Annotated in this window: 19 protein-coding genes; 4 read left to right on the top strand and 15 right to left on the bottom strand. The window is 51.3% G+C overall.

Annotated features, from left to right (window positions below):
- Positions 1–370 precede the first annotated feature (370 nt).
- Positions 371–3,742, bottom strand: coding sequence for an AraC family transcriptional regulator (locus VPR01S_RS03255; RefSeq protein ID WP_162147556.1), 3,372 nt, complete (start codon positions 3,740–3,742; stop codon positions 371–373).
- Positions 3,743–3,959: 217 nt separating this feature from the next.
- A complete protein-coding gene (gene znuA, locus VPR01S_RS03250) occupies positions 3,960–4,838 on the bottom strand; it encodes a zinc ABC transporter substrate-binding protein ZnuA (protein WP_021703871.1) in 879 nt (292 codons plus the stop codon).
- Between the two features lie 81 nt (positions 4,839–4,919).
- Between znuA and znuC the strand changes: the two genes are divergently transcribed.
- Both znuC and znuB read left to right on the top strand, forming a co-directional pair.
- Positions 4,920–5,708 (top strand): zinc ABC transporter ATP-binding protein ZnuC, encoded by a 789-nt coding sequence (gene znuC, locus VPR01S_RS03245; RefSeq protein ID WP_021703870.1) that lies wholly within the window; start codon positions 4,920–4,922, stop codon positions 5,706–5,708.
- Complete coding sequence (gene znuB, locus VPR01S_RS03240) at positions 5,701–6,486, top strand: zinc ABC transporter permease subunit ZnuB (RefSeq protein WP_021703869.1); 786 nt, start codon at positions 5,701–5,703, stop codon at positions 6,484–6,486. The genes znuC and znuB overlap by 8 nt, the downstream gene beginning before the upstream one ends.
- A 53-nt stretch (positions 6,487–6,539) precedes the next feature.
- On the opposite strand, the gene purF is transcribed toward znuB, so the two are convergent.
- The 10 genes from purF to fabB form a co-directional block, all read right to left on the bottom strand.
- Complete coding sequence (gene purF / locus VPR01S_RS03235; RefSeq protein ID WP_021703868.1) at positions 6,540–8,054, bottom strand: amidophosphoribosyltransferase; 1,515 nt, start codon at positions 8,052–8,054, stop codon at positions 6,540–6,542.
- A gap of 33 nt (positions 8,055–8,087) precedes the next feature.
- Positions 8,088–8,579: a CvpA family protein gene (locus VPR01S_RS03230; protein WP_021703867.1), complete on the bottom strand. Its 492-nt coding sequence runs from the start codon at positions 8,577–8,579 to the stop codon at positions 8,088–8,090.
- A gap of 61 nt (positions 8,580–8,640) precedes the next feature.
- Positions 8,641–9,225, bottom strand: a complete 585-nt coding sequence (locus VPR01S_RS03225; protein ID WP_021703866.1) for an SPOR domain-containing protein — start codon at positions 9,223–9,225, stop codon at positions 8,641–8,643.
- Complete coding sequence (gene folC / locus VPR01S_RS03220) at positions 9,226–10,491, bottom strand: bifunctional tetrahydrofolate synthase/dihydrofolate synthase (RefSeq protein ID WP_021703865.1); 1,266 nt, start codon at positions 10,489–10,491, stop codon at positions 9,226–9,228.
- A gap of 46 nt (positions 10,492–10,537) precedes the next feature.
- A complete protein-coding gene (gene accD, locus VPR01S_RS03215; protein WP_021703864.1) occupies positions 10,538–11,464 on the bottom strand; it encodes an acetyl-CoA carboxylase, carboxyltransferase subunit beta in 927 nt (308 codons plus the stop codon).
- A gap of 189 nt (positions 11,465–11,653) precedes the next feature.
- Positions 11,654–12,448: a tRNA pseudouridine(38-40) synthase TruA gene (truA, locus tag VPR01S_RS03210; RefSeq protein ID WP_021703863.1), complete on the bottom strand. Its 795-nt coding sequence runs from the start codon at positions 12,446–12,448 to the stop codon at positions 11,654–11,656.
- A gap of 88 nt (positions 12,449–12,536) precedes the next feature.
- Positions 12,537–16,550 (bottom strand): FimV/HubP family polar landmark protein, encoded by a 4,014-nt coding sequence (locus VPR01S_RS03205; protein ID WP_021703862.1) that lies wholly within the window; start codon positions 16,548–16,550, stop codon positions 12,537–12,539.
- 219 nt (positions 16,551–16,769) lie between these two features.
- Positions 16,770–17,783: an aspartate-semialdehyde dehydrogenase gene (locus tag VPR01S_RS03200; protein ID WP_021703861.1), complete on the bottom strand. Its 1,014-nt coding sequence runs from the start codon at positions 17,781–17,783 to the stop codon at positions 16,770–16,772.
- A complete protein-coding gene (locus tag VPR01S_RS03195) occupies positions 17,780–18,913 on the bottom strand; it encodes a 4-phosphoerythronate dehydrogenase (protein ID WP_021703860.1) in 1,134 nt (377 codons plus the stop codon). The genes VPR01S_RS03200 and VPR01S_RS03195 overlap by 4 nt, the downstream gene beginning before the upstream one ends.
- 234 nt (positions 18,914–19,147) lie before the next feature.
- Entirely contained in the window at positions 19,148–20,359 is a 1,212-nt protein-coding gene (fabB, locus tag VPR01S_RS03190) for a beta-ketoacyl-ACP synthase I (protein ID WP_021703859.1), read from the bottom strand.
- Positions 20,360–20,486: 127 nt separating this feature from the next.
- Here fabB and mnmC point away from each other — a divergent pair, with 127 nt between their 5' ends.
- The gene (mnmC, locus tag VPR01S_RS03185) at positions 20,487–22,499 is read left to right on the top strand and encodes a bifunctional tRNA (5-methylaminomethyl-2-thiouridine)(34)-methyltransferase MnmC2/FAD-dependent 5-carboxymethylaminomethyl-2-thiouridine(34) oxidoreductase MnmC1 (protein WP_021703858.1); all 2,013 of its coding nucleotides are present in this window, start codon (positions 20,487–20,489) and stop codon (positions 22,497–22,499) included.
- Between the two features lie 46 nt (positions 22,500–22,545).
- On the opposite strand, the gene VPR01S_RS03180 is transcribed toward mnmC, so the two are convergent.
- The 3 genes from VPR01S_RS03180 to VPR01S_RS03170 all read right to left on the bottom strand — a co-directional run bounded on the left by VPR01S_RS03180 (position 22,546) and on the right by VPR01S_RS03170 (position 24,014).
- Positions 22,546–23,073, bottom strand: a complete 528-nt coding sequence (locus tag VPR01S_RS03180; protein ID WP_021703857.1) for an NADPH-dependent FMN reductase — start codon at positions 23,071–23,073, stop codon at positions 22,546–22,548.
- A gap of 134 nt (positions 23,074–23,207) precedes the next feature.
- Positions 23,208–23,471 carry a YfcL family protein gene (locus VPR01S_RS03175; protein ID WP_021703856.1) on the bottom strand — a complete coding sequence of 88 codons (264 nt, stop codon included), beginning with the start codon at positions 23,469–23,471 and terminating at the stop codon, positions 23,208–23,210.
- 12 nt (positions 23,472–23,483) lie between these two features.
- Positions 23,484–24,014 (bottom strand): elongation factor P hydroxylase, encoded by a 531-nt coding sequence (locus VPR01S_RS03170; RefSeq protein ID WP_021703855.1) that lies wholly within the window; start codon positions 24,012–24,014, stop codon positions 23,484–23,486.
- A gap of 221 nt (positions 24,015–24,235) precedes the next feature.
- Here VPR01S_RS03170 and VPR01S_RS03165 point away from each other — a divergent pair, with 221 nt between their 5' ends.
- Positions 24,236–24,859: a trimeric intracellular cation channel family protein gene (locus VPR01S_RS03165; RefSeq protein WP_021703854.1), complete on the top strand. Its 624-nt coding sequence runs from the start codon at positions 24,236–24,238 to the stop codon at positions 24,857–24,859.
- The last annotated feature ends 22 nt before the right edge of the window (positions 24,860–24,881 follow it).

Here is a 24,881-nt window from a genome sequence, read left to right as displayed (position 1 = left end):
CACTTTAATTTGCTTTAGTATCTTGTCGGATTTCTCATGTAATGATGTCGTTAATTTTATAAGTAAAAAAAGTTGGTGGCGATATAGTAAATCTCGTTGGGAGGCGCTGACCTCTCAGACACAAATTCCAGAGGTGGTATGTGCAAACATGCCACTCCGGCAGCAAGCGAAGGTGTCATTGGCACCCGTGGTATAGTCCCCCCGGCTATACCACGACATTTTTTTCTTCTCTTTCCTCCACCATCTCTTTTCGCTCCTCCGACACACTTTTAGCCACGGTTTTACCTCGACAGTCAGCACGCCGATCTGCAGAAAATACGGTTATCCTTGAACGCATACAAAGTAACGAACCAGTATCGGCTGGCTTGATTTAATCGTCGGATGAAAGGGGTTCGCTGTGCGTTTCAACGAACTGTGTGGGAGACACACCAAAGTACGTTCTGAAACGTTGACTGAAATATGAGGGGTCATTGAAGCCACAGTCAAACGCGACCTCAGAGACTTTGTGACCGGACAGTAATTGGCGGCAGGCGTGTTCCAGGCGGAATTCTGTCAGGTATTCTTTAAACGTTCTGCCCGTGGCTTGTTTGAAACGTCGCTGGAAACTTCGTTCTGATGTGTATAAACAATTTGCAATCACCGTCGTCCCGAAATCGGGGTCACGAAAGTAGCGTTCAATTAGACACGTCACATTATCCAGCCACTCCTGCTGACAGAGACCGGAACGAGTGGCCGTTTCACACTGGGTGGATTTGTGCATTTGATCGCGCGCGAACTCGAGATCCACGGCCAGTGACCAGCTGAATTCGAGAAAGTTGCGCTCTTCCGAGCTAAAACAATGCAAGCAGCCGCCGCTGCGATCCACCAGACTGGGTAAATTGAGAACATTGAGATCTTTTTCGTCACCAATATAACGGCGCTGAAGATCGGGTAGACGCTGACCGTAGTCGATCACTCTCAGTAGCACTTCAACGGCGGTTTGCTCCAGACTCAATACCACCGTTTGATGGCGGTAACCACGGCGCAACAAACTGGCAAATAAGGTATTGAATACCATGTCCAGATTGTCCTCGGTGATTTGAATCTGACTGGTTCTGGCCGCTGCGTTTTCTGTACGCAGTTCTACTTGGATCCCCGCTTTATCGAACTCCTCCTGCCAGCCTTGCAGTACCGTATCCAATAGCGGATACAAAACCACAACACCTTGATGCCCTTCTGTCTGATCCAAGCACGCAAACTCTTGGCGTATCCGGCGCTGCAACGTCGTTTTCAGCCCCTGTGGTTCCCCACTCTGCAGCAGCGCTTCACTGGCAGACACCAACCTGGCTTCGAGCTCTTTGTTTTTTTGCGTCTGCAACATTTTGCGAATCTGCAGCTGTTTACGCAGTTGTTGGTTGTTGGTCAGCAGAATGCGACTCTGATGACGCAGTTGATCTGTTTTCAACGCCACCTGCGCTTTTAAATGTTTATTGGCTCGCATCATCAAACGGGAGCGCCACCAAATCAGGGTGCTCAGCAACAAGAGTACGACAACCATCCCTGCCAGCTTGGCCCACCAGGTTAAATACCAGGGTTCATTGACAATAAATTGCAATGCATTCTCCGCCGACACGCGATCATGCGGCAGTCGGCTGCGCACTGTGATGGTGTACGTTCCGGGCATCAGATGGTCTAGCGTCAGCTGAGACCCTTGCAGTGCATGCCAACCTTCTTGATTGATCTGGTACTCCACCTGTCGGCTGTTGCTTTGTGGCATGGTTCCGAATAAAAAACTCACCGAATCACCGTATCTCACTGGGACAAGATGAGGCGGACGACCACCGGTGGCCAGGGTTTGATTGTCGATGCTGACCCGTGAAAACAGCACTTTGCCACTCGGAATATCTTGGTCCAACAGCTGTGAAGAACGCGCCCGAATCAGGCCGTATTTAGAGCCGAAAATCAAAGCTGGCGCCAAAGAATTATCTAACGCACATTGCCGTGAAACAAACTCGTTCATGATTAAACCAAAGGGGGCACTGAAGTGCTTCTTCAACTGCTGCTGTGAGTTATAGAGTGATAAACCCGCCGACGAAGTCAGCCACATGTAGGGCCCCTGTGCGACCAGACAACACGGCCCGATATTCAGATCAACCAGAGACACAGGCGTCAGGCTTTCTGTGTCTGGTGATAAGCGAAACACACCATAGGTCCCGGCAACCCACACACCGTCCTGGTAGTCAGTTTCAATATCGATGACCTGTCCGTAGCGTTCGCTGTCCTTTACAAATTGAATGTTTCCCCTGCGAAGGCGATAGATCCCGTGATCGGTGCCAATCACTATCCCCTGAGTCAGCGTCGCTAACAAGTCCGTCACCTGCGCGGGCAGATACGCCTCGATCAGCCATTGCCGGCCATACTCCTTAAGATGTTGCCGTGACACATCGTAAGACCACAGGTCATTGTCACTGACTCCCCATAATGTTTTCTGTTCATCCAGTTCCAGTTGTTGGACGGCCTTGCCTTTGAGCGCTGGCGGTAGCGCATTCTGGAGAACCTGACCTGTGAGTTTATTGATACAAACCAGACCATGGGGGGTGGCCAGAATGAGTTGTGAGTCCAGCTCGACCAAGTCATTAACCTGACCGCTGTAGAGCTGAATTCGCTGAGGCACTTTGTCGCTGATCAGGCGATAAACACCGAGGTTGGTGATCAGCCAGAAGTCGTCGTTATCGCGCTGTGGCACGATCACTTGCAAGCTGCCACCCTCCCGGCCATTACCGGTAGAACTGTCGGCGTAGCGTTCAAAATTGCGGGCGAACAACGAAATGTAATGCACACCACGGTTGGTTCCTATCCAGATACCACCAGTGTGATCATTGACCAAGGAATACACTTTGTTACCGGATAACGTGTATTCATCTCGCCCGACGCCAGTATATTTTCGGGTTTGCTGTTGGGCTATCGAGTAGACAAACAGGCCATTCTCGGTGCCGATCCAGTATTCATCGGCGCTCTCTGTGATGGCCAGAACATGCGTATCACCAATCCAGCGCTCTTCTTGCTGCGGATCATCAATGTTGATGATCACCGCCCCCTTCAACGTACCAATTAACAGCTGATTGCGTTGCTCAGAAAAGTAGATCGTTTCGATGTGTTGCTTGCCTGAACTGACCACATGCGTAAACTGCTCCTCCTCCGAAAGATACACGCCGGAATTGGTCGCTAAAACCCATTTGCTGCGCACCAATCTGGCATCATTGATCTGAATGCGGCTCGACTGGTTATGCTGATAAAGCGGCATCAGTGAATAACTACGTAGCTCTTCGCTTTGCATGTCATAGGTGTAGAAGTGACGGTCATCGCTAACCCAGAGAAACCCACCAGATGCACCTATCTTTCTGATCACATTACCTGGTGTTAGGCTGAATACGCCTTTGCGTTCCTGATTGGGAAATGTCTTGAAGACTTCGTTGTCGGCAAACGTCCAGAATGCCCCCGCCGAAAACACTAACTGCTTGGCTTGATAATCGAGCACTGACCCACTGCGCGGTAGCAAATGTTCACCGTCAAAAAAACGAACCTGACCGTGCACATCGTGAATCCACAAGCCCCCTTCCTGACCCGGAAACAAGTGTTTCGCCGCGATCCCTTTTCCCTCCGCATGAGTTGGCAGCGGATAAAAAACAGACGTCGAAGTGTCTTGCGCTCTCACGCCATGGCTCAGTACTACGGACAGAACCAAGAGTATCAGCCTAAACACGGTGGTGGGTTTCCTGCAGCAAAGTCTTAATGGCCTGACGATCCCCCGCATGAATGCCGGGGGAAGTTATTTCGTAATATTAATTATCTAATTTTATATCAATAACAAGGCATTAAAAGGTCGCAAACCGGAGAATAGCTGGTTTTCTAGCTGAGATCACAGCCAAGTGGCGCAAAGATCAACAAACAGGCCGCGTCAAAACGCGGCCTGAGTTCAATTAAGGAGTGAGACAGGAGCTGAAACTGTCGGCAATACTGCGCAAGAAGGTAAAATAACTGCCTGGCTGCACGGTAATCTGTGTCCCTAAAGGATCCAGTTCTCCCACTTTTACCTCACTGCCACGTGTTACCGACTCGATCACTGCCGGTGTAAACTGAGGTTCGGCAAATACACACTGTGCCTGCCCGGACGCCAATGCGGTCCGGATCTGGATTAACGTTTTCGCACCGGGCTTACGATCCGGGCTGACAGTGAAGTAACCCAGCTGCTTGAGCGCATAATCTTGCTCAAAGTAACCGTACGCATCATGAAAAACATAATAGCCGCTTTTGGACACGGGCTTGAGCTGAGCAGCCAATTTGTGATTCAACTGCATTAGCTGCTGGTTAAACGCCGCCAGATTACTTTGATACTGAGTCTGATGCTCCGGATCGATTTCGATCAGTTTTTGTACGATTGCAGACGCAATTTGCTGTGTAGGCTTGATACCCAGCCAGAAATGCGGATCATGCGTACCATGATCATGACCATCGTCGTGATGATGTTCACCGAACTCCCTCAGTTGTAGCTCCGGCAGGTGACTAAGTGTCAGCACCTGAGCACCAGGTTTGGCCGCGACGACTTTCTCCATAAAAGGCTCCAGTTCATGCCCGAACCAAATCACGAGATCGGCGCTATGCACCCGCTTCACATCGGAAGGACGTAGCGCGTAATCATGAGGAGACGCATTAGAGCTAAGTAAAACATCCGGCTGGCTTACACCTTGGGTCAGTTCTGTCGTGATCATTTGAATGGGTTTAATACTGGTCAGAATCGTGCTTGCCTTGGCACCGACCGACGCTATGCTTAACAGCAAAAACAGAGTAAAACGAGTCATAACTTATTGATATTTGCTTGTGGCTTGAAATGAGATTAAATGTTACATTATAACATTACCAAAATGCAATGAGTTCCATCCATGTCCGCATTAATTGAACTGCGCAATATCTGCGTAGAATTTGGACCGAGAAAAGTCCTCGACAACGTCAGCCTGAGGCTGGAAAAAGGCAAAATCACCACATTGATTGGTCCCAACGGTGCGGGTAAGTCGACTTTAGTCAAAGTATTGCTTGGCTTACAGAAAAGTTATACCGGTCAGATCATCAAATCACGCGGCGTAAAAATCGGCTATGTGCCGCAGAAACTGAAGCTGAATGACTCACTTCCGCTTAACGTTAGACGCTTTTTGCAGTTGGCCGGGCGTTACAGCTCACAAGAGCAGTTGGATGCGCTCAAATTAGTCGGGGCCGAACACCTGATCGACAGCGACATGCACCATTTGTCCGGCGGAGAAAATCAACGCGTACTGCTCGCCCGGGCGCTGTTGCAAAGACCTGAACTGTTGGTATTGGATGAACCTGCGCAAGGTGTGGACGTACAAGGGCAAATCGATTTGTATGACCTGATCGATACCATACGCCACCGCTTTGGCTGCAGCGTGTTTATGGTTTCGCACGATTTACACCTGGTGATGGCCAAGACCGATGATGTGATCTGCCTGCAGCACCATATTTGTTGCTCGGGGACACCGGCAGCCATTACCCGGCATCCGAACTATATTGCCCTGTTTGGCGAAGCACGACAGGAAGCGCTGGCGTTGTACCACCACCAGCACGAACATCATCATCACGATCTGGCTGGTCAACCCGTTACAGGCGAAGGCGACAGCTGTTCTCACCACTCTCACGGGCATCATCACCATGATTGAATTTCTGCTTCCGTCGATTCTTGCCGGCCTTGGCATTGCACTCATCGCAGGCCCTCTGGGATCTTTCGTTGTCTGGCGCAAGATGGCCTACTTTGGCGATACCCTGGCGCATGCCTCATTGATGGGGTTAGCGCTCGGCTTCCTGCTCAATGTTAATCTCTATCTGGCTCTGCTGGTATGTTGTATGGCACTGGCGGTTTTACTGGTCACGCTGCAAAAACAGCAGTTGGTCGCCACCGACACACTTCTCGGTATTCTCGCACACAGTTCGCTGTCGTTTGGTCTGGTGGCGGTCAGCTTCCTGGATAACGTTCGGGTTGATCTGATGAGTTACCTGTTCGGTGATTTACTGGCCGTCTCACCCCAAGATCTGATGTTCATTTATGCTGGTGTGATTGCAGTGTCTGTCGTTTTATTGCTGTTCTGGCGTCCCTTACTATCGACCACCGTCAATGAGGAGCTGGCTGCGGTAGAGGGCCATAATGTTGACCTGATGAGACTGGTGTTAATGCTGCTGGTTGGCATGGTGATCGCCGTAGGGATGAAATTCGTTGGTGCTCTGATCATGACCTCGTTGTTGATCATTCCGGCCGCGACGGCGCGACGTTTTGCCCGCACACCAGAACAGATGGCGGCACTGGCTTCTTTGCTCGGCGCCATCGCGGTATTGGGTGGCCTGAGCCTGTCCTGGCATTTTGATACGCCAGCCGGCCCTTCAGTGGTGTTAAGTGCCACCGCTATGTTTTTACTCGCACAAGGTATCAAGGTTCGCCAATAAGGCACAAAAAAGGCTTCCACCAGGAAGCCTTTTCTTCTTGCTCAGTTCGCGCTTCAGGCGCCTTCGTTATGCAGCTCAAGATTCGCCAGATCCTGCTGGATTTCACGTTGCAGTTTGGCATCATCGTTACGCAATGACTCAAGAAACTCCAAGTATTTCTGGTCGATATCTCCGGTGACATATTCACCATTGAACACTGACGTTTCAAATTTGGTGATATCGGTATTGCCCAAACCAACCGCCGCAATCAGATCATCAAGTGTCTGGTAAATAAGTTCATCAGCACCAATCTGCTTGCAGATTGCGTCGTTGTCACGACCATGAGCAATCAGCTCATTCGCGCTTGGCATATCGATACCGTACACGTTGGGGAAACGAATTTCCGGAGCCGCCGACACCATAAAGACTTTTCTCGCCCCTGAATCACGCGCCATTTCAATGATCTGCTCGGATGTTGTACCGCGAACAATCGAGTCATCCACCAACAACACATTCTTGTCCTTAAATTCCGAGCGAATGGCATTGAGTTTACGGCGTACCGACTTCTTACGCTGCTGCTGACCTGGCATGATGAACGTGCGTCCAACATAACGGTTTTTCACAAAGCCCTGACGATACGGTTTATCGATCGCTTGTGCGATTTGCAGCGCGATATCACACGAGGTTTCCGGAATTGGGATCACCACATCGATGTCCAGATGGGCGTACTCATCACGAATCCGCTCACCCAGCTTTTTACCCATTTCAACCCGGGCGCTGTAAACCGAAATTTTATCGATAAACGAATCCGGGCGCGCAAAGTAGACAAACTCAAAAATACATGGGTTCAATGCTGGGTTGTCAGCACATTGCTTGGTGTGCAGCTCGCCGTCGAAAGTCGCATAGATCGCTTCACCTGGGGCAACATCACGAACAAAATCAAAACCGACCGCATCCAGTGCCACCGATTCTGACGCCACCATGTATTCGGTATGTCCGCCCACGACACGTTTACCCAAACACAGTGGACGAATGCCATTCGGATCACGAAATGCAATCAAACCGTGTCCAATGATCATGGCCGCCACTGCGTACGCCCCGCGGATGGTGCGATGGACATTCGTTACAGCACGGAACACATCATCTGTGGTCACATTGCCTTTAACGGTGTCAATCTCATGCGCCAGCACATTAAGCAGCACTTCAGAATCCGATGTGGTGTTGATGTGACGGCGGTCTTTGGCGAACAGTTTATCGCGAACTTCATTGGCGTTGGTGAGGTTACCGTTGTGAGCGAGGGAGATGCCGAAAGGAGAGTTGACGTAGAATGGTTGAGCTTCTGAGGCGCTTGAGCTGCCTGCGGTCGGGTAGCGCACATGACCAATCCCTACATCGCCCTGCAGGCGTTGCATGTGTCTGGCTTCAAACACATCCTTCACCAATCCGTTTGCTTTTCGCAGACGAAAACGATTGCTTTCTATGGTACAAATACCAGCGGCATCTTGGCCACGATGCTGTAAGACCGTTAAAGCGTCATAGATAGACTGGTTTACAGGCGAAGTGCCCACGATTCCAACAATACCACACATGTCCTAACCCTCGATTTGCGACAATGGCTGGCGCTATTTAGCGCCAGATAAAAAACTCGATGTTGCTTGCAAGTGCTCGAAGAACGGCGCAATGATACGGCTGAACTCAGGTACCAACTGCGAATCCTTCCACCACTGTGAATCCGGGAATGCAGTAAACGCATCCATAAAAAACAGCGCTGCCGAGACAATCAGTATGCCGCGCAGAGCACCGAATACGATGCCCAAAATACGGTCAGTGCCCGACAAACCGGTCTTCTGTACCAGATGAGCGATGACGTAATTGACGATCGCTCCGACAATCAATGTTGCAATAAACAACGCTGCAATCGCGGTGCCGTTACGAAACATCTCATCCTGAATATTAGTAAAATAAACAGCGAGCTTCTGGTAATACTGACTGGCGATAAAAAAAGCGCCAAACCAGATAACTAACGACAATGCTTCTTTGGCAAAGCCACGGACTAAACTGATCAATGCCGACAGGCCGATCACACTTAAAATGACAATATCTAACCAATTCATGAGTTCTTCATCTTAAGTTGGCGCGCATTTTAACAGAAAAAATGCTGACGCAAACGTTTTCTTATGGATTTAATGGTTTAAATTTGAGCAATTGACCTTTTGAGCCAGTAATTTTTTCTAACTCTATGATCTGAAGCTCCAGTTTACTTTTTGACACGTCAGGACCAATAATGACCCGGGTAAAATTGTTTTCGTGTCGGGTGTGAGCCTGATAACCGCGTTTCTGCAGATCTTTAACCAGCACTTCTGCATTTTCAGCATTTTTCAACGCCATGAGCTGAATGATCCAGGCACTGTCGTCATACTCATTCTGCTCCGGCACGTTGCGCGCGGTCACTTCGACCGTTTCTCGCACTGGTGGCTGCTCAACAACGGTTTTCGGCTGGGATGGGGTTTCCTGTGATTCGACCGGCGCCTCTTCCTGTGCGACTTCCACAGGTGACTCGGGCAACGCAACCTTGTCTTCAACCGGATCCAGGACCTCAAAGGTTTCCGCTTCACTGTCCAATTCCGGCTTAATCGGAATGCTGGCAATGTCTTCTTTATAGTGGGTTTTCTTGCCGTCCAGAACATCCGGTAACACGATAACGCCGATGGCGACCAGAACAATGGTCCCCACCAAGCGACTTTGGAACTTACTAGCCATTTATTCTCCTTTCTGCTGCCAGTGCTCTAGTACTTCACCAACAGTGTGGAATGAACCGACCACAATTATTGCTTCGTCGTCCGCAGCCTGTGTCAACGCGGCTTCAAATGCCGCGACCGGGTTGGCGTATTTCCCCTGATATTCAGCCAAATGAGCACACAGCTCCTCGGCCGCTGCCGCACGTGGCCCGCTCAGAGACGCCGGATACCATTTCGCCGCGATTGGTGCCAATGCATTGAGCGTAGCCGGAATATCTTTATCGTGCAGCATCGCCACCACCACATGGATACTTTTCTCTGCCAAACGACGATTAACCTGTTCAGCCAGGTATTCGGCAGAGTGCGGATTGTGGGCCACATCCAGTAAGATAAGTGGTTGTTCATTGATGACCTGCATGCGCCCCGGCAGCCTTGCATTCCGTAATCCGTTGACGATATTCACATCACTGATATCAAGCTCCGCACTACCCAGCGCCATCAACGCTGTCGCCGCATTTGGCAACGGTAGATCAGGGACCGGCAGATCCGTCATTTCAAAGCAGCCACTGTGCCAGCGCCACGTACTGTCTGATTCTAGGGTGAAGTCGTACTGAATACCGACCTGGAAAAGCTCTGCTCCGATATCATCGGCGTGAGCTGCCACCGTCGCAGAGGCTTTGGGCTGACCACAGATAGCTGGTCGGCCGGAGCGGAAAATGCCGGCTTTCTCGTAACCGATGACGTTGATGTCATCCCCAAGCCAGTCAACATGGTCAACCGCCAAACTGGTGATCACCGACACATCGTGCTCGACGACATTGGTGGCATCCAAACGTCCCCCTAGCCCGACTTCTAGCAGAACCACATCCACCTTGTATTGTTCAAACAGTCGCAACGCGGCTAACGTGCCAAATTCAAAGAAACTCAGGCTGATATCACCACGTAGTGCTTCGATAAACGCAAAAGCCTGGCAATGCTGCTCGTCAGGCAGATCGGCACCGTTCACGCGCACGCGCTCGTTATAACGAATCAGATGGGGAGAGCTGTACACACCAACAGAATACCCGGCATCGAGCAAGATGGCTTCCATCAGCGCACAGGTGGAACCTTTGCCGTTTGTACCGGCAACAGTGATCACGGTAGGTGCAGGTTTAGTCAGGTTAGCGGTTTGAGCGACGGCTTGAACCCGGTCTAAACCGAGGTCGATCGCAGAAGTGTGAATGTGGGTTAAATAATCAAGCCACACCGACAATGGCGATGTGGCTTGTGGAACAGGGTTGTGACTCATCTAACTTTATAACCTTTAAATTCAGGTCGGTACGTTAGCGTCTACTTTACCCTTTTTCGTCTGCTTCTGGTACAGTGTAAGGCTCTTCATTTGGAGAATCGTTCACAGAAACGACCAGTGGAGAGCTTTGGTTCGTCAGTTTCGCAACCAGACCACCTACACGCTGACGCATTTCACGACGGTCAACGATCATATCGATCGCACCGTGCTCCAGCAGAAACTCACTGCGCTGGAAACCCTGAGGCAGATCTTCACGTACCGTTTGTTCGATAACGCGACGGCCAGCAAAACCAATCAATGCTTTCGGCTCACCGATGTTGATGTCACCCAGCATCGCCAAACTCGCAGATACCCCACCCATCGTCGGATCAGTCATGACCGAGATAAACGGCAGGCCTTTTTCCGTCAGACGCTCAAGCGCCGCACTGGTTTTCGCCATCTGCATCAGTGACATCAAAGCTTCTTGCATACGAGCACCGCCACTGGCTGAGAAACAAATCAGCGCCGTGTTGTTTTCCATCGCAGCTTCTACGGCACGCACAAAACGCGCACCCACTACAGAGCCCATGGAACCGCCCATGAAAGAAAACTCAAACGCACACGCTACAACAGGCATGCCCAGCAGTTCACCTTGCATGACCACCAATGCGTCTTTCTCACCGCTGCTCTTTTGTGCCGCGGAGATACGATCTTTATAACGCTTGGAGTCTTTGAACTTCAGCTTGTCCTGTGGCTCAAGCTCACCCGCCAGTTCCACGCGGTTGTTTTCGTCCAGGAATGTTTCCAGACGACGACGTGCTTTCATCCGCATGTGGTGACCACATTTCGGGCACACTTCCAGGTTGCGTTCCAACTCTGCGTGGTAAAGCACCTGTTCACATGAGGTACATTTAGTCCAAACCCCTTCCGGGATGGACGCTTTACGTGAACTTACAATGTTGCTCTTTTCTAAAATCTTTTCAAGCCAACTCATGGAAGACCTTTTCTCTTTACTCTCCCGCCTAATTGCGAAAGATACATATTCGAATTTACGCGTGGAGGATTAAAGCATATAAAACGCAAACTGTAGACAAAAAACTGGTTGTACCTATTTCCTGAATACCGCCTCACAAGACGACTGCTAATACTTTAAACAACTCCTATTTGAACAAGTTACCAGCAATTAGTTCAATTGATCGGGTAAAAATAGCGGTCCGATCGGCGCTCTGGGTAACTGGAACTCTTCAGGATAATCGACGTCCACCAGGTAGAGTCCTTCCGCTTTAGCGGTGGCTCCCGCCAGTTTACGATCCTTAGCATCCAGCAGCCACTTGATCCACTCCGGCGCCTGCTCGCCACGACCGACACAAATCAGACTGCCGGTAATGTTACGTACCATATGGTGAACGAACGCATTGGCTTTAATATCAATGATAACGTAATGACCTTGCCGCGTTACATCCAGATGCATTATGTTACGCCATGGACTGCGTGACTGGCAATGCACAGCACGGAAAGACGTGAAGTCATTCTCGCCAAGCAAGAACTGTCCGGCACGGTGCATTTTTTCCACGTCCAGTTCACCGTGATAATGACTCACTCCCGAAGAGAGAATCCCAGGTCTCAGTGCATGGTTATAGATAATATAGCGGTAACGACGGGCCGTCGCCGCGAAACGAGCATGAAATTCATCCGGTACTTCTTTCGCCCAGCGCACAGCTATATCACCGGGTAAATTGGCATTCGCTCCCATCGTCCAGGCCACCATCTTACGGCTTGCTGTGGTATCGAAATGAACCACTTGCCCAGTGCCGTGAACGCCCGCATCAGTCCGACCCGCACACTGAACCTCTACCGGATGGTTAGCGACGACACTCAACGCCTTTTCCAGCGATTGCTGAACACTTTTCACTTCTCGCTGACGCTGCCAACCAAAGTAATGAGTGCCATCGTACTCAATACCTAATGCAATTCTCATTTCACCGTTCTCTCTGAAAATGGGGCGGGAAGTATAACGAATTTCAGGGCCGGATCAAAAGAGGGGACCATGTCCCCTCTTGATTGATTTATTGCGTATTAATCACATCAATTAAATGTTTGGCTTCACGGCGAATATCATCACTGCCGTCAACAATGGCCTCTTCCAACAGTTTTTTCGCTCCGGAGGCATCATTCATTTCCATGTAGATCTTAGCTAAATCCAGCTTTCCTGCCGCTTCTGCGTTGGCATCAACGTCATCGTCACCGATATCACCAATCACGTCCGGAAACTCGTTCAAACCCACATCCAGTTTCAGCTCTTCTTCATCAAGCGCCAACTGATCCTGTCCCATGTCCATTTCCGCCATCAACTCATCAATGGTTTTGTACTGGCTGCTTTTCGGGTCAAAGTCGGTCAGTTGCTCCTGATTGGCCCAGTTTTCATCCTGAACCTGAGGTTGCGCGGTTTGTGTATTCCAGATGCCCTGCTCGTCTTCAGGGATCTCATCCGGGATTTGCGCCTGCTGTTCAGGAGAAAGGCTGAATCCATTCCAATCCTCACCACCGGCTTCCAGCATGGCATCAATGTCCATCCCCGCACTGTCGGTCAACGTGGCATCAATTGGCTGCTCAAAGTTGAACTCCGGTGTGTCACTTTCAGCCAGCAACTCGTTCAGGGTTTGTTCCTGGTCCGCCGAGGGTGTCTGAGATTGCGCGTCCACACCAGATTGAAACGCCGCAAATAAAGCATCCTGTTCGTCAGCCGCTGGCTCCGGGGAGATCGGCTGATCTTCGGAAACATCCGCCAACGCCTGATCTTCATCATACTCTGGCAGGTCGTTCAGATCGTATTCTGCCGGTTCACTGCTATCGTTCGGCTCTGCAGGTGCAGCGCTTTCAACGTCATCGCTATCCGCCAGTGCGCTGGTTTCATCGTATTCCGGCAGTTCCTCGTCGCTCAGTTCAATCGGCTCAGGCGCAGTGTCAGTGGCTGACGCCTCAGGTTCAGTTGCAGCTGGCGTTTCATCGAACAACCAATCGTCGTCTTGCGGAACCCCGAATTCGTTTGGAATGGCCTCAGGCATCGGAGGTGCAGACGCCTCAGGTACAGGTGGCTCCATTTGCTCTGGCGCACTAACCTCTGGTTCTGGTTCTGGTTCTGGTTCTGGTTCTGGTTCTGGTTCTGGTTCTGGTTCTGGTTCTGGTTCTGGTAGAGTATGTTCCTCATCCGTCTCATCGCTGACCGACATTTCGCTCTCTACCGAACTGTCCGCTTGTGGCGTACCTTCAATTTGCGGTTCAAACTCAAAATCGTCATCCAGCGGCGCCGAATCCTGTGCCTCTTCATCCGCGCTAAACCACTCTTCGTGATCGGCTTCAATCACCTGCTCTGGTTCAATTTGTTCAGGTTGTTCGAATGTCCCTTCTGTGGCCGCGCTCTGTGCAGACTCCACATCCGCAATCGCATCGTTGAGCCAGTCGTCCGTCGCGTCTTTCGCATCTTCCGTAGCCTGAGACGTCACCTCTTCGCCAACATCCTGCGTCTTATCGTCCATTGTCTCAAGTGCATCGGATTCTTCCTCCAGCACTTGGTTCAGCGGCAGTTCAGATTCGCCGTCAGAGACCCCGTGTGCATCCGATTCATCCAGTGACGGCAATACGTCATCAGCGAAACGGGTCATGTCGTCAGCCACCGGGATTTCTGAATCTGCTGGCTCATCCAACAGTGGATCGGTTTGCGGCGCAGTTTCGTCCAGATCATGGATGAACTCGTCGCGATCAAAATCGAGGGGCTTTTCTCGCTCTTCAGCAATCGGATCCGTTACCTGCTCAGGCTCGATCGGTTGTGCGGCTTCGGCTTCGGCTTCGGCTTCGGCTTCGGCTTCGGCTTCGGCTTCGGCTTCGGCTTCGGCTTCGGCTTCGGCTTCGGCTTCGGCTTCGGCTTCGGCTTCGGCTTCGGCTTCGGCTTCGGCTTCGGCTTCGGCTTCGGCTTCGGCTTCGGCTTCGGCTTCGGCTTCGGCTTCGGCTTCGGCTTCGGCAAGCTTTTCTATTTCATTGAGTTCGTCAAGAAATTCCGTCCCATCCGGTTCAAAACTGTGGTCCTGCTCGTCCGGCGTTTCAGGCGTGGCGAGCAGTTCTTCCAGCAGGTCGGTACTGTCATCATTCAGTGACGCTGGCTGCTCATCCAGCTCCAGCAACTCGTCCAACATCAGGTCTGACTGCTCAGCCAGTGCGACATCGTCCTGCTCGTCCAATAACTCATCCAACAACGTGTCGGACTCTTCGGTGCGCTCGGCTTCGTCGTCAGTCTCCGTGGCTGGCTCAGCAGTCTGATGGTCAAGCAGCTCATCAAGTAGCTCAGTACTGTCTTCACTCAGCTCAAGATCGTCGTCATCAAGCATTTCATCCAGCAGAGCAGTTTCATCCTGAGACAAGGCATCCAATTGATCGAGATCGGCCTGAGACTCAGCCTTGGCAAACAGCGCATCGATCTCATCATCGGACGCCATTTCCACATCGCTAAGCTCATATTCCGGACTGTCGCTGCCAGACGCGAGTAAGGCATCGATATCCAAATCGTCTGCACTGTCATCCGTGTCGGCGTCGCCAGATAGCAACTCATCCAACATCGCTTGATCCAGTTCGCCGTCTGTCGACGCGGTCTTGTCACTGCCCGATAACAGATCATCCAGGTCGTCTTGAGACACCTGTTCGCCATCTGCCAGGTCAAAGTTGCTTTGGGCTTGAGATGTATCAGTGATCACTTCATCCAGTGCACGTTCCATCTCTTCCAGACCCAGCGCCTTGTCGTCACCTTTGACACTGATGCCGTTGGAGCTGGAATCCATATCGAGCAGATCGGCATCCAGTTCACCGTCATCGCCGATGCCCGCAAACGGATCATCACCGTCTTCGCCTTCAAGGTTAAAATCCAGCTCGCTGTCTTTCAGATCGGCAAAGATATCGTCACTATCCGCAGCAACTGCTTCTTCCGAGCTGTCGTCGAACAGTTGTTCTTCGTCATCATCAGCGCTGCCAAACAAATCATCGTCCAACAACAACTCATCAGTTAAATCATCGAGTTCATCTTGCTCTGACATTGCTGGAGGTGGCGTCACCGGCATCACAGGGTCGGTGACAGGAGGCTGTACTTCGGTTTGCTGCGTCGGTTCTGATTTGCGACGCCCCAGCAGCATAGTCACCAACAGGGCAATCAGCAGCCCAGGGATCACCGCCAGCGCGCCGACTAACCAGGTGTTGGACATCAACTTGTCTAGCGGGCCAGGTGCCAGTTGGGCGTCTTTGGCATTACGGGCTCGCTCTTCTGCCAGCAGACGCTCAACTTCATCGCGAATTCGCGATTCATCATTGAGTTCGTTCTTCAGCACACTGACTTCAGACTGAACTTCCGCCAGCATCAGACGTAACTGGTGATTACGCTCTTCCAGAGCGGCGAGTTCACCCACAGGCTTGGCTGATGTCGTTGGCGGCGTCAGCGTTTTCGGTGCTGTGTCATCCGTTGGTACAGTGTCGGCAGACGGCTTAGCAGGCTGAGCCGTTTTAGCAACATCACTCTTGGCTGGCGCTTCGGCTTTCACCTCAGGTTTAGTGACTGGTTGTGGTTTGACTGCAGGCTGAGCGACTTTTGGCGCAGCTTTGCCCGGTGCGTCATTCAGGCGCGCTTTGTGCGCATCCATCACCCGCACAGCTTCTTGGGTCGAGACACTCGTGACCTGAGAAAGCGACGGTACCCGCAACGTGCTACCCGGAATCAACTCATGAATGTTCTGATTATCGAATGCTTTGGGGTTAAGCTGATAAATCGCCAGCAAGGTCTGTTGCACCGTAACCGTATTGGACGGTCGTAAATCTGTCGCAATTCGCCACAGAGTATCACTTTCGGTTGTGGGTCCGTAAAAACGGGAGGGTTCCTGCTCTGCCTGTTGAGAGGCACGCGTCAGTGGCTGTGAGAATTGAGGCGCGGACTGAACTTCACCGTTCGGGCCAATCAGTCGAATACCTTGTGCACTGACGTAAAATGTCTGAGTCATCGCTGCCATTGCCAAAGGCAAGAGCAGACGCTTGAAAAATGGACGCATAATAAGCTCAGCTGTGTGCTTTTATCGTAGGTTTACATGATCTGTTAAATATATCGGATATCTAGGGCAAAACTACAGGAAACAAGGCAAAAAATGTGTTGCGGCAGCAATAATCGCAGTAAGCTCACACTAAATTTCCCCCGCTCTGCTTGTCTGGCGCTACCGGGCGTATAAAAAAGCCCCACTCGCGTGAGGCTTTAACAGATTCATCAATAGCTATCAGTAATAATCACGAATCAAAACTTCGGCAATTTGTACTGCGTTGGTGGCGGCACCTTTGCGTACATTGTCCGCAACCACCCATAGATTCACGCCACTGTGGTGACTGATGTCATTACGGATACGGCCGACCATCACATGGTCCTTGCCGCCCGCATCGCGCACCTGAGTCGGGAAGTCTTCACCGTGGAAAACCTCAACGCCCTCAGTTTGTTCAAGCAGGTTAATCACTTCTTGAGCATCAATTGGTGCGCGGGTTTCAATGTGGACGGCTTCGGCATGACCGTAAAATACCGGTACCCGTACGCAGGTCGGATTCACCATGATCGACGGATCGTTGAAAATTTTCTGTGTTTCCCACACCATTTTCATCTCTTCTTTGGTGTAGCCGTTGTCCATGAACTTATCGATCTGTGGAATACAGTTAAACGCAATCTGTTGGCTGAACTGCTCAGGTTCAGCCGGGCGACCGTTCAGCAGTTTCGCGGTTTGGCCCGCCAACTCGTCGATGCCCGCTTTGCCGGCACCCGCCACGGACTGATAGGTTGAAACATTAATACGTTCAATCCCCACTGCATCGTGGATCGGCTTCAACGCCACCAGCATCTGGATAGTGGAACAATTCGGGTTGGCAATGATATTGCGGTTACGAAACTCAGCGATCGCTTCCGGGTTCACCTCTGGTACCACCAGCGGGACATCATAGTCATAACGGAAATGCGATGTATTGTCGATGACCACCACTCCAGCTTCAGCAGCGATTGGCGCCCACTTCTCCGACAGTTCCCCACCGGCAGAAAACAGACCGATATGAGCCTGTGTCCAGTCGAAGGTTTCAACGTTCTGTACTTTGACCGTTTTGCCGTTGAAGCGGTAGGTCTTACCTTCACTGCGTTCGCTGGCCAGCAGGTACAATTCACCGACCGGGAAATCACGCTCCTGAAGAACTTCAATGATGGTTTCACCGACAGCGCCTGTTGCGCCAAGTACGGCAACGTTAAATTGTTGGCTCATTTACTTACCTCAATTTGAAAACCAAGTTTAGCCAGCGGCGCTAAATTGCATGCATCGTCGCCGGCTAAAGTGACGGCGCTGTACTCTCGTCGATCCCAGTATTGTTTGCGCATCTTGTCAAACGCACCCAACTGATGAATCTCACGACGGAACAACGCATCGTCTTTGCGCACATCATAAATGATTTGTGTCAGGTTGTGCAGGGTTGCTTCGTCCCAGGCGCGATCCAGACTGACCAGTGGAACTGGCGCCACTGGCAACAGCTCGCTGGCCTGTGCCCGACGCTCGTCACCAAGAAACTCACAGAAGCTATTGAAAATCATGGTCGTACCGCGAGCCTTGCCTTCCAGGCCATACCCGGCGACATGGGGGGTCGCAAACGCCAGCAACGGCAGGAGCTCCATATCCACTTTCGGTTCAAACTCAAACACGTCCAGTGCGGCAGTAAAACCATCACCGGCCATCAGGCGGGCTTTGAGCGCGCTGTTGTCCACCACCGGCCCACGAGCCGCGTTGATCAGAATCTGGTTACTGCGTAAATTACTCAGTACCCCTTCGTCAATCAGATGGTGTGTGGGATGTGCGCCGTCGCGGGTGATCGGAGTGTGCAGTGTAATGATATCCGCTTGCTCAAGCAGATCGGCCAAAGGCGTAAAATCTCGCGCATCACCGGCCGCTTGCTTGGGAGGATCGTTAAGCAGTACTTTCATCCCCAGTCCGGACAAACACTGAGCCAGATAGCTGCCCACCTGTCCGGCGCCGATGATACCCACGGTTTTATCAAACACCGAGAAGCCCTGTTGCTGCGCAAGCACCATCATCACGCTGAATGCATACTCTGCGACGCCGACTTTATTGCAGCCCGGTGCGGCAGTGAAGACAATGCCCTTTTGATCCAGCAACGCCTGATCAACATGATCCATGCCTGCGGTCGCGGTGCCGACAAACTTGAGTTTGTTGGCCTTAGTAAGAAGTGACTCGTCAACCTGAGTAACAGAGCGAATCATCAACGCATCAATATCAACCAGGTCATCGGCTGTTAACGTACGTCCCGGTTTGAGGATCACCTCGCCCAACTGACTGAACAGTTGCTGAGCATAAGGCATATTTTCGTCGATTAGGATTTTCATAGCGGAATCTGAGTTGGGAAAAGGGGTAGAACAGGATTGTGCAGAAAAGCCGGCACAGTGTCGAGTCCCGTTTCTCTGTTAAGTATAGAAAAATACCCGGCTCCTTACGGCAGCCGGGTAATATTCCAGAACAAAAGGATCCTGTCCCGCTCTCCAGGGGACAGAGTCTGCGTCTGTTCGATCAGCCAGTGCTGATCCGCTCTGGAAACTGATTGCCAGTAGGCATTCGTTTCATTAACCCTGGTATTTCTTGATCACCAAGGTCGCGTTTGTACCGCCAAAACCAAAGCTGTTTGACATCACGGTCTTCAGCTCGGCATCACGGGTTTCCATGACGATATCCAGGCCGTCTGCCGCTTCGTCAAGGTTATCGATATTAATGCTTGGGGCGATGAAGCCGTGATTGAGCATCAGCGTTGAGTAGATGGCTTCGTGCACACCAGCCGCACCCAATGCGTGACCCGTCATGGCTTTGGTCGCTGAAATTGCCGGGCTGTTGTCGCCAAAGATTTCCTGAATCGCACCCAGCTCTTTCACATCACCAACAGGCGTTGACGTGCCGTGAGTGTTGACGTAGTCCACGCCATCAACATCCTGCATAGCCATCTTCATACAACGAACGGCTCCTTCACCTGACGGCGCCACCATATCGTAGCCATCAGACGTCGCACCGTAACCGACGATTTCACCGTAAATCTTCGCACCGCGGGCCAGCGCATGTTCCAGCTCTTCAACCACCAGCATGCCGCCACCACCAGAAATGACGAAACCATCACGGTCAGCATCATAAGTACGAGATGCCTTTTCTGGTGTGTCGTTGTATTTGGTAGATAGTGCGCCCATCGCGTCAAACATCATGGTCAGTGTCCAGTCCAGCTCTTCACCGCCACCAGCAAAAACCACATCCTGTTTACCCAGTTGGATCAGCTCCATCGCGTGGCCGATACAGTGCGCTGACGTCGCACAGGCCGAACTCATGGTGTAGTTAACGCCACGGATCTTAAACGGCGTGGCCAAACAGGCAGACACGGTCGATGACATCGTACGTGGTACCATGTAAGGACCAACACGCTTAACGCCTTTCTCACGCAAGATATCAACTGCGGCAATTTGGTTCACCGATGACGCACCACCCGAGCCCGCGACCAAACCAGTGCGCTCGTTAGAAACCTGATCTTCTGTCAGACCAGCGTCGGCAATCGCCTGTTCCATAGAAAGGTACGCAAACGCTGCCGCATCACCCATAAAGCGCATTTTCTTGCGATCGATATGGTCGGCAGGGTTCATCTTCAGGTTGCCCCAAACTTGAGAGCGTAGACCGTTCTCTTTAAACTGTTCAGAAGCGGTAATGCCTGATTTACCTGCTTTCAAAGACGCTAAAACTTCTTCGACGTTGTTACCGATACTTGAAACAATACCCATACCGGTGATTACGACTCGTTTCATGTGACATTCCTATAATTCAAAATTCCGCTAAATAATAACTAAGAAGCCCCACAGAAGTGGTCAGCTTTCCCATAAATTCGTACAATCCCGCCCCACACAACGAGAATTCGCCTCCGATAGAGACAGTATGACATCAATTAAAAATGCCGAATTGGCCTGGAATGAAGCAGGCACTCCGGTCTCCGACCAGTTTGATGACGTTTATTTCTCCAACGTCAACGGCTTAGAAGAGACCCGTTATGTCTTTCTCCACCAGAATCATCTCCCGCAAAGATGGCACGAGTATGACCAGCGCCGCTTTGTGATTGGTGAAACCGGTTTCGGCACCGGTCTCAACTTTCTGGCGGTCTGGCAGTGGTTTGATGAATTTAGACAGCAAAACCCGCATGCGCCATTAAAAGAGCTGCATTTTGTCAGCTTTGAAAAATACCCGCTCAGTAAAGAGGACCTGATCAAAGCGCATCAGGCCTGGCCGGAGTTGGCTGAATATGCGGCGCAGTTGCAAGCGCACTACCCGATTGCCGTGCCAGAATGTCAGCGTATCATCCTGGCCGATGGCGCAGTAACTCTCGATTTGTGGTTTGGGGATATCAAAGACTGTATGCCACAAGTGCCAACCGGAGAACATGGCATCATCGACGCCTGGTTCCTGGACGGCTTCGCCCCGAGCAAAAACCCGGAAATGTGGAATCAGGATCTGTTTAACGGCATGGCTAAACTGGCCAAAGCTCACTGTACCTGCGCGACATTTACTGCAGCGGGTTTTGTGCGCCGAGGCCTGATAGAAGCCGGCTTTGATATGAAAAAAGTCAAAGGATTCGGCACCAAGCGTGACATGATCGCCGGCCATCTGCCTGAGCGTCGTACCCCGCCCAATCATAAAGCCTGGTTCCATCGCAGCAGCACCCCATGTGTCGACGATGTGGCCATCATTGGCGGTGGCATCGCCAGCGCCACGCTGGCCAAAACCCTCACCCGACGCGGTGTGAACGTGACCTTATACTGCGCTGATGACACGGCCGCTCAAGGAGCTTCCGGTAACCGTCAGGGCGCTATTTATCCGCTGCTCAACGGTAACCACAGCGGGGTCTCTCGGGTATTTGCCCCGGCATTTTTGTTCGCCCGCCAGTTCGTGTCGCAAATGGCTCAGTGCTTCAAGTTTGATCATGACTGGTGTGGCGTCACGCAATTGATGTGGGATGAACGCGCCAGACAAAAACTGACTAAGTTGCTTGAGGGCCAGTTCTCAGCCAATCTGGTCACGGGGCTGGACGCCACACAAACCAGCCAAACGCTGGGTCTGCCTGTCAGTGTCGACAGCGTCTTCTATCCTCTCGGCGGCTGGTTGTGTCCGGCACAGTTCACCCGCGGGCTGCTGGCAGAGCTAATGCAAGGCGAGCATTTCTCGGCACATTTTAACCATCCCGTCACTCAGTTGGAGCGCTGCGGTGAGCAATGGGTGCTGCATTGCCACGACAAACAGTTTACCCATCAAGTCGTGGTGGTCGCGAATGGCCATCAGTTTGCCGAACTGGCACCTACTGCCGATATTCCACTTGGTCAGGTCAAAGGCCAGGTCAGCCATGTACCAACCAATACCACACTGAGCCAAATGAAAACCGTATTGTGCTATGACGGTTACATGACGCCGCAGAATCCGAACAATGGTCAACATTGCATTGGGGCGAGTTACGACCGTGACAACCTGAATCGCGCATTTGATCCACAGGCCCAGCTTGAAAATGCCGCCAAGTTACGTAAATGCGTCCATGACCAGAGCTGGCCTGAGCAAGTGGATGTATCAGCTAATCAGTCTCGTCAGGGAATCCGCTGTGTCAGCCGTGATCACCTGCCATTTGTCGGCAATGTTGGTGATTTTACTGCCATCAAACACACCTACGCTGATTTGCATCTGCAAAAAGCGGAACAGGTGAAGCCGGTGGCCAGCCAAGAGAATCTCTATTGCCTGCTCGGTCTCGGCTCACGTGGTCTGAGCTCAGCCCCGCTGCTGGCTGAAGTGCTGGCATCACAGATCTGCGCCGACCCGCTGCCGCTGCCCGTGGACGTGCTGGAGGCCTTACACCCTAGCCGGATGTGGGTGCGTAAGCTTCGTAAGGGCAAGGCGCTGACTAAACTGTAAACACAAAAAAACGCCTCTTTGTATAGAGGCGTTTTTTCTCGCGGAATTAGTCACGCAACTGAGCGACGGCTGCGAGGATTTGCTCTTCAATCTCTGGGTTCGTCAGTTTGCCCACCGCCATGTCAAAATTATCATAGAAGCTGGGTACCGACAGCGACGCTTTCACATTACCGCCAAAAAACTGCGCTGAGTTGGTGGCTGCCGACAACACCGATGAAGCACCGCCCGGACCTGGCGAGGTCGCCAAGTACACTGCGGGTTTGCTTTTAAACACATCGCGATCAATACGAGTCGCCCAGTCAAACAGGTTTTTGTAGGCTGCCGGATGGTGGCCATTATGTTCAGCGAATGAAATCACAAACGCGTCCGCCTCACTCAAATCGCGTAAAAATGCGTCCGCACCTTCCGCTTTCCCAATGGCTTTCTCGGTATCTTCACTGAACATTGGTACTTGATAGTTGTTGATGTCGAGCACTTGGACTTGTGCCCCTTCGATCAAATTCGCAGCGTAGGTTGCAAGGGCTTTGTTGATAGACGTTGAACTGGTGCTGGCACCAAATGCGATCACTTTCATGAGGTTATCCTTTGTGGTTCCGCTTAATTGCTGACCAGAATAAATCAGCCACAGATTCTCACAAGGATAATTTTTATAAGGACTCATTCAAAAAATTTGAATGAGTCCTGAAGTCGGGCAGCAAAAACGTCGGCTTAAGCCTGGCTTTGTAGCTCCTGCCACAGATCACTGACAATGATTCGATCCGCCGGAGAGAGTTCAGAACGCGCTGCGTCAAGGCTTTGTTCGATACGCGCTTTCAGTTCAGCAATATCTTGAATGCCTTCTTCTTCGCACGACGCCGCAGAAAGAGAAATATGACCACGTAAATAACCACCTGCAAACAGTTCATCATCCGATGCCATTTCAATACGGGCATCAATCAGTTCAAGTAGCTTTTCTTCAAACTCAATAATCATTTTGGTCTCTTTTTACTTAACGGTGAAGTCACCAGCTTCCAGCGCTTTAATGCCATAAAATGCCCGCAATGCCTCAGACAACAGCTTCACTCTTGGTGGCAAGCCTGTATCCAGGATACTCATTACTTCCGCATGAACTTTATGCATAAACGCCAGACGATCCGGCTCAAAATCGCCGTGTAGATTGTCACAACTGACAGTAAAAGGAAAGCCAGCACTGACCGACAACACCCATTCGTACGCCTGAGGACGAATCTCCACCTTCTCAAACTCCGCTTGCTTTTGCTCTGTGCGGCCATCGGGTTCATACCAATACCCAAAATCTTCCAGCAGGCGTCGCTGTGGCCCCGCCACACACCAATGGGAGATCTCATGCAGCGCCGAGGCATAGAATCCGCGGGCAAAGATGATACGGTGGTACTGGGTATGCTCATCTGCCGGCAGATAGATAGGCTCATCCTCACCCAGTTCCAGGCGGGTGTTGTAACGGTCAAAAAACGTGGCGTTGAATATCTCAATCAGATCGTGATACTGATGGGTCATGACTCTGTAATGTTGTCGAAAAGTGTGCGGCGCGCATTCTCGCTTGTTTTGATGTCAGGGTAAAGCCCCACAACAAAAGCAGTTATTAGTTTTGTTAATCTGAAACAGATTTTCGAGATACAAAATCTCATTCGTCACAGATCACATTTCCCACTACACTCTCGCTTTCATTTTTCATCCTGTTTCACTGCTTTGTGCAATGATTTACTGAGTGGTACGCCATGCTGTTGAGTGTTCTCTATATTATTGGTATTACAGCGGAAGCTATGACAGGCGCGCTGAGTGCGGGCCGACGTAAAATGGACTGGTTTGGTGTGATGTTGGTGGCCAGTGCAACAGCCATTGGCGGTGGTACCGTACGTGACATCCTGTTGGGTCATTACCCATTAGGCTGGGTAAAGAATCCCGAGTTTCTGGCCATCACCTGTGTTGCAGGAGTGCTGACCACTGGCGTGGCCAAATGGGTACTCAAACTGAAAGGTTTGTTTATTCGTCTGGATGCGCTCGGTTTGATCGTATTTAGTATCATCGGCACCAAAATTGCGATGGGCATGGGGCACCATGCGCTGATCTGCATGGTCTCGGCACTGGTTACAGGGGTATTCGGTGGCTTGCTACGCGATCTGATTTGTCGTCAGACCCCTCTGGTACTGCACGAAGAATTGTATGCCTCCGTGGCGCTGTTTGCATCCGGACTGTATTTGGCGCTGCTTGAGTTTGGGGTCGCCGACGTGCACGCGACCATTATCACTCTGGTTATCGGCTACACGCTGCGCATGGCCGCTGTGCGTTTTAAATGGCGCTTACCGTCTTTTCAGCTCGAAACGGAAAGCTCACTGCATTAAAAAACGCCCTCCTTGGAGGGCG

The organism is Vibrio proteolyticus NBRC 13287 (assembly GCF_000467125.1).
Taxonomy (GTDB): domain Bacteria; phylum Pseudomonadota; class Gammaproteobacteria; order Enterobacterales; family Vibrionaceae; genus Vibrio; species Vibrio proteolyticus.
The sequence above is the reverse complement of the archived record's forward strand: the minus strand, read 5'-3'. Positions and strand labels throughout refer to the sequence as shown.

Coding starts and splice junctions, on each gene's coding strand:
- znuA (WP_021703871.1), bottom strand. CDS start 4,838: ATGACTCGTTTTACTCTGTTTTTGCTGTTAAGCATAGCGTCGGTCGGT.
- znuC (WP_021703870.1), top strand. CDS start 4,920: ATGTCCGCATTAATTGAACTGCGCAATATCTGCGTAGAATTTGGACCG.
- znuB (WP_021703869.1), top strand. CDS start 5,701: ATGATTGAATTTCTGCTTCCGTCGATTCTTGCCGGCCTTGGCATTGCA.
- purF (WP_021703868.1), bottom strand. CDS start 8,054: ATGTGTGGTATTGTTGGAATCGTGGGCACTTCGCCTGTAAACCAGTCT.
- VPR01S_RS03230 (WP_021703867.1), bottom strand. CDS start 8,579: ATGAATTGGTTAGATATTGTCATTTTAAGTGTGATCGGCCTGTCGGCA.
- VPR01S_RS03225 (WP_021703866.1), bottom strand. CDS start 9,225: ATGGCTAGTAAGTTCCAAAGTCGCTTGGTGGGGACCATTGTTCTGGTC.
- folC (WP_021703865.1), bottom strand. CDS start 10,491: ATGAGTCACAACCCTGTTCCACAAGCCACATCGCCATTGTCGGTGTGG.
- accD (WP_021703864.1), bottom strand. CDS start 11,464: ATGAGTTGGCTTGAAAAGATTTTAGAAAAGAGCAACATTGTAAGTTCA.
- truA (WP_021703863.1), bottom strand. CDS start 12,448: ATGAGAATTGCATTAGGTATTGAGTACGATGGCACTCATTACTTTGGT.
- VPR01S_RS03205 (WP_021703862.1), bottom strand. CDS start 16,550: ATGCGTCCATTTTTCAAGCGTCTGCTCTTGCCTTTGGCAATGGCAGCG.
- VPR01S_RS03200 (WP_021703861.1), bottom strand. CDS start 17,783: ATGAGCCAACAATTTAACGTTGCCGTACTTGGCGCAACAGGCGCTGTC.
- VPR01S_RS03195 (WP_021703860.1), bottom strand. CDS start 18,913: ATGAAAATCCTAATCGACGAAAATATGCCTTATGCTCAGCAACTGTTC.
- fabB (WP_021703859.1), bottom strand. CDS start 20,359: ATGAAACGAGTCGTAATCACCGGTATGGGTATTGTTTCAAGTATCGGT.
- mnmC (WP_021703858.1), top strand. CDS start 20,487: ATGACATCAATTAAAAATGCCGAATTGGCCTGGAATGAAGCAGGCACT.
- VPR01S_RS03180 (WP_021703857.1), bottom strand. CDS start 23,073: ATGAAAGTGATCGCATTTGGTGCCAGCACCAGTTCAACGTCTATCAAC.
- VPR01S_RS03175 (WP_021703856.1), bottom strand. CDS start 23,471: ATGATTATTGAGTTTGAAGAAAAGCTACTTGAACTGATTGATGCCCGT.
- VPR01S_RS03170 (WP_021703855.1), bottom strand. CDS start 24,014: ATGACCCATCAGTATCACGATCTGATTGAGATATTCAACGCCACGTTT.
- VPR01S_RS03165 (WP_021703854.1), top strand. CDS start 24,236: ATGCTGTTGAGTGTTCTCTATATTATTGGTATTACAGCGGAAGCTATG.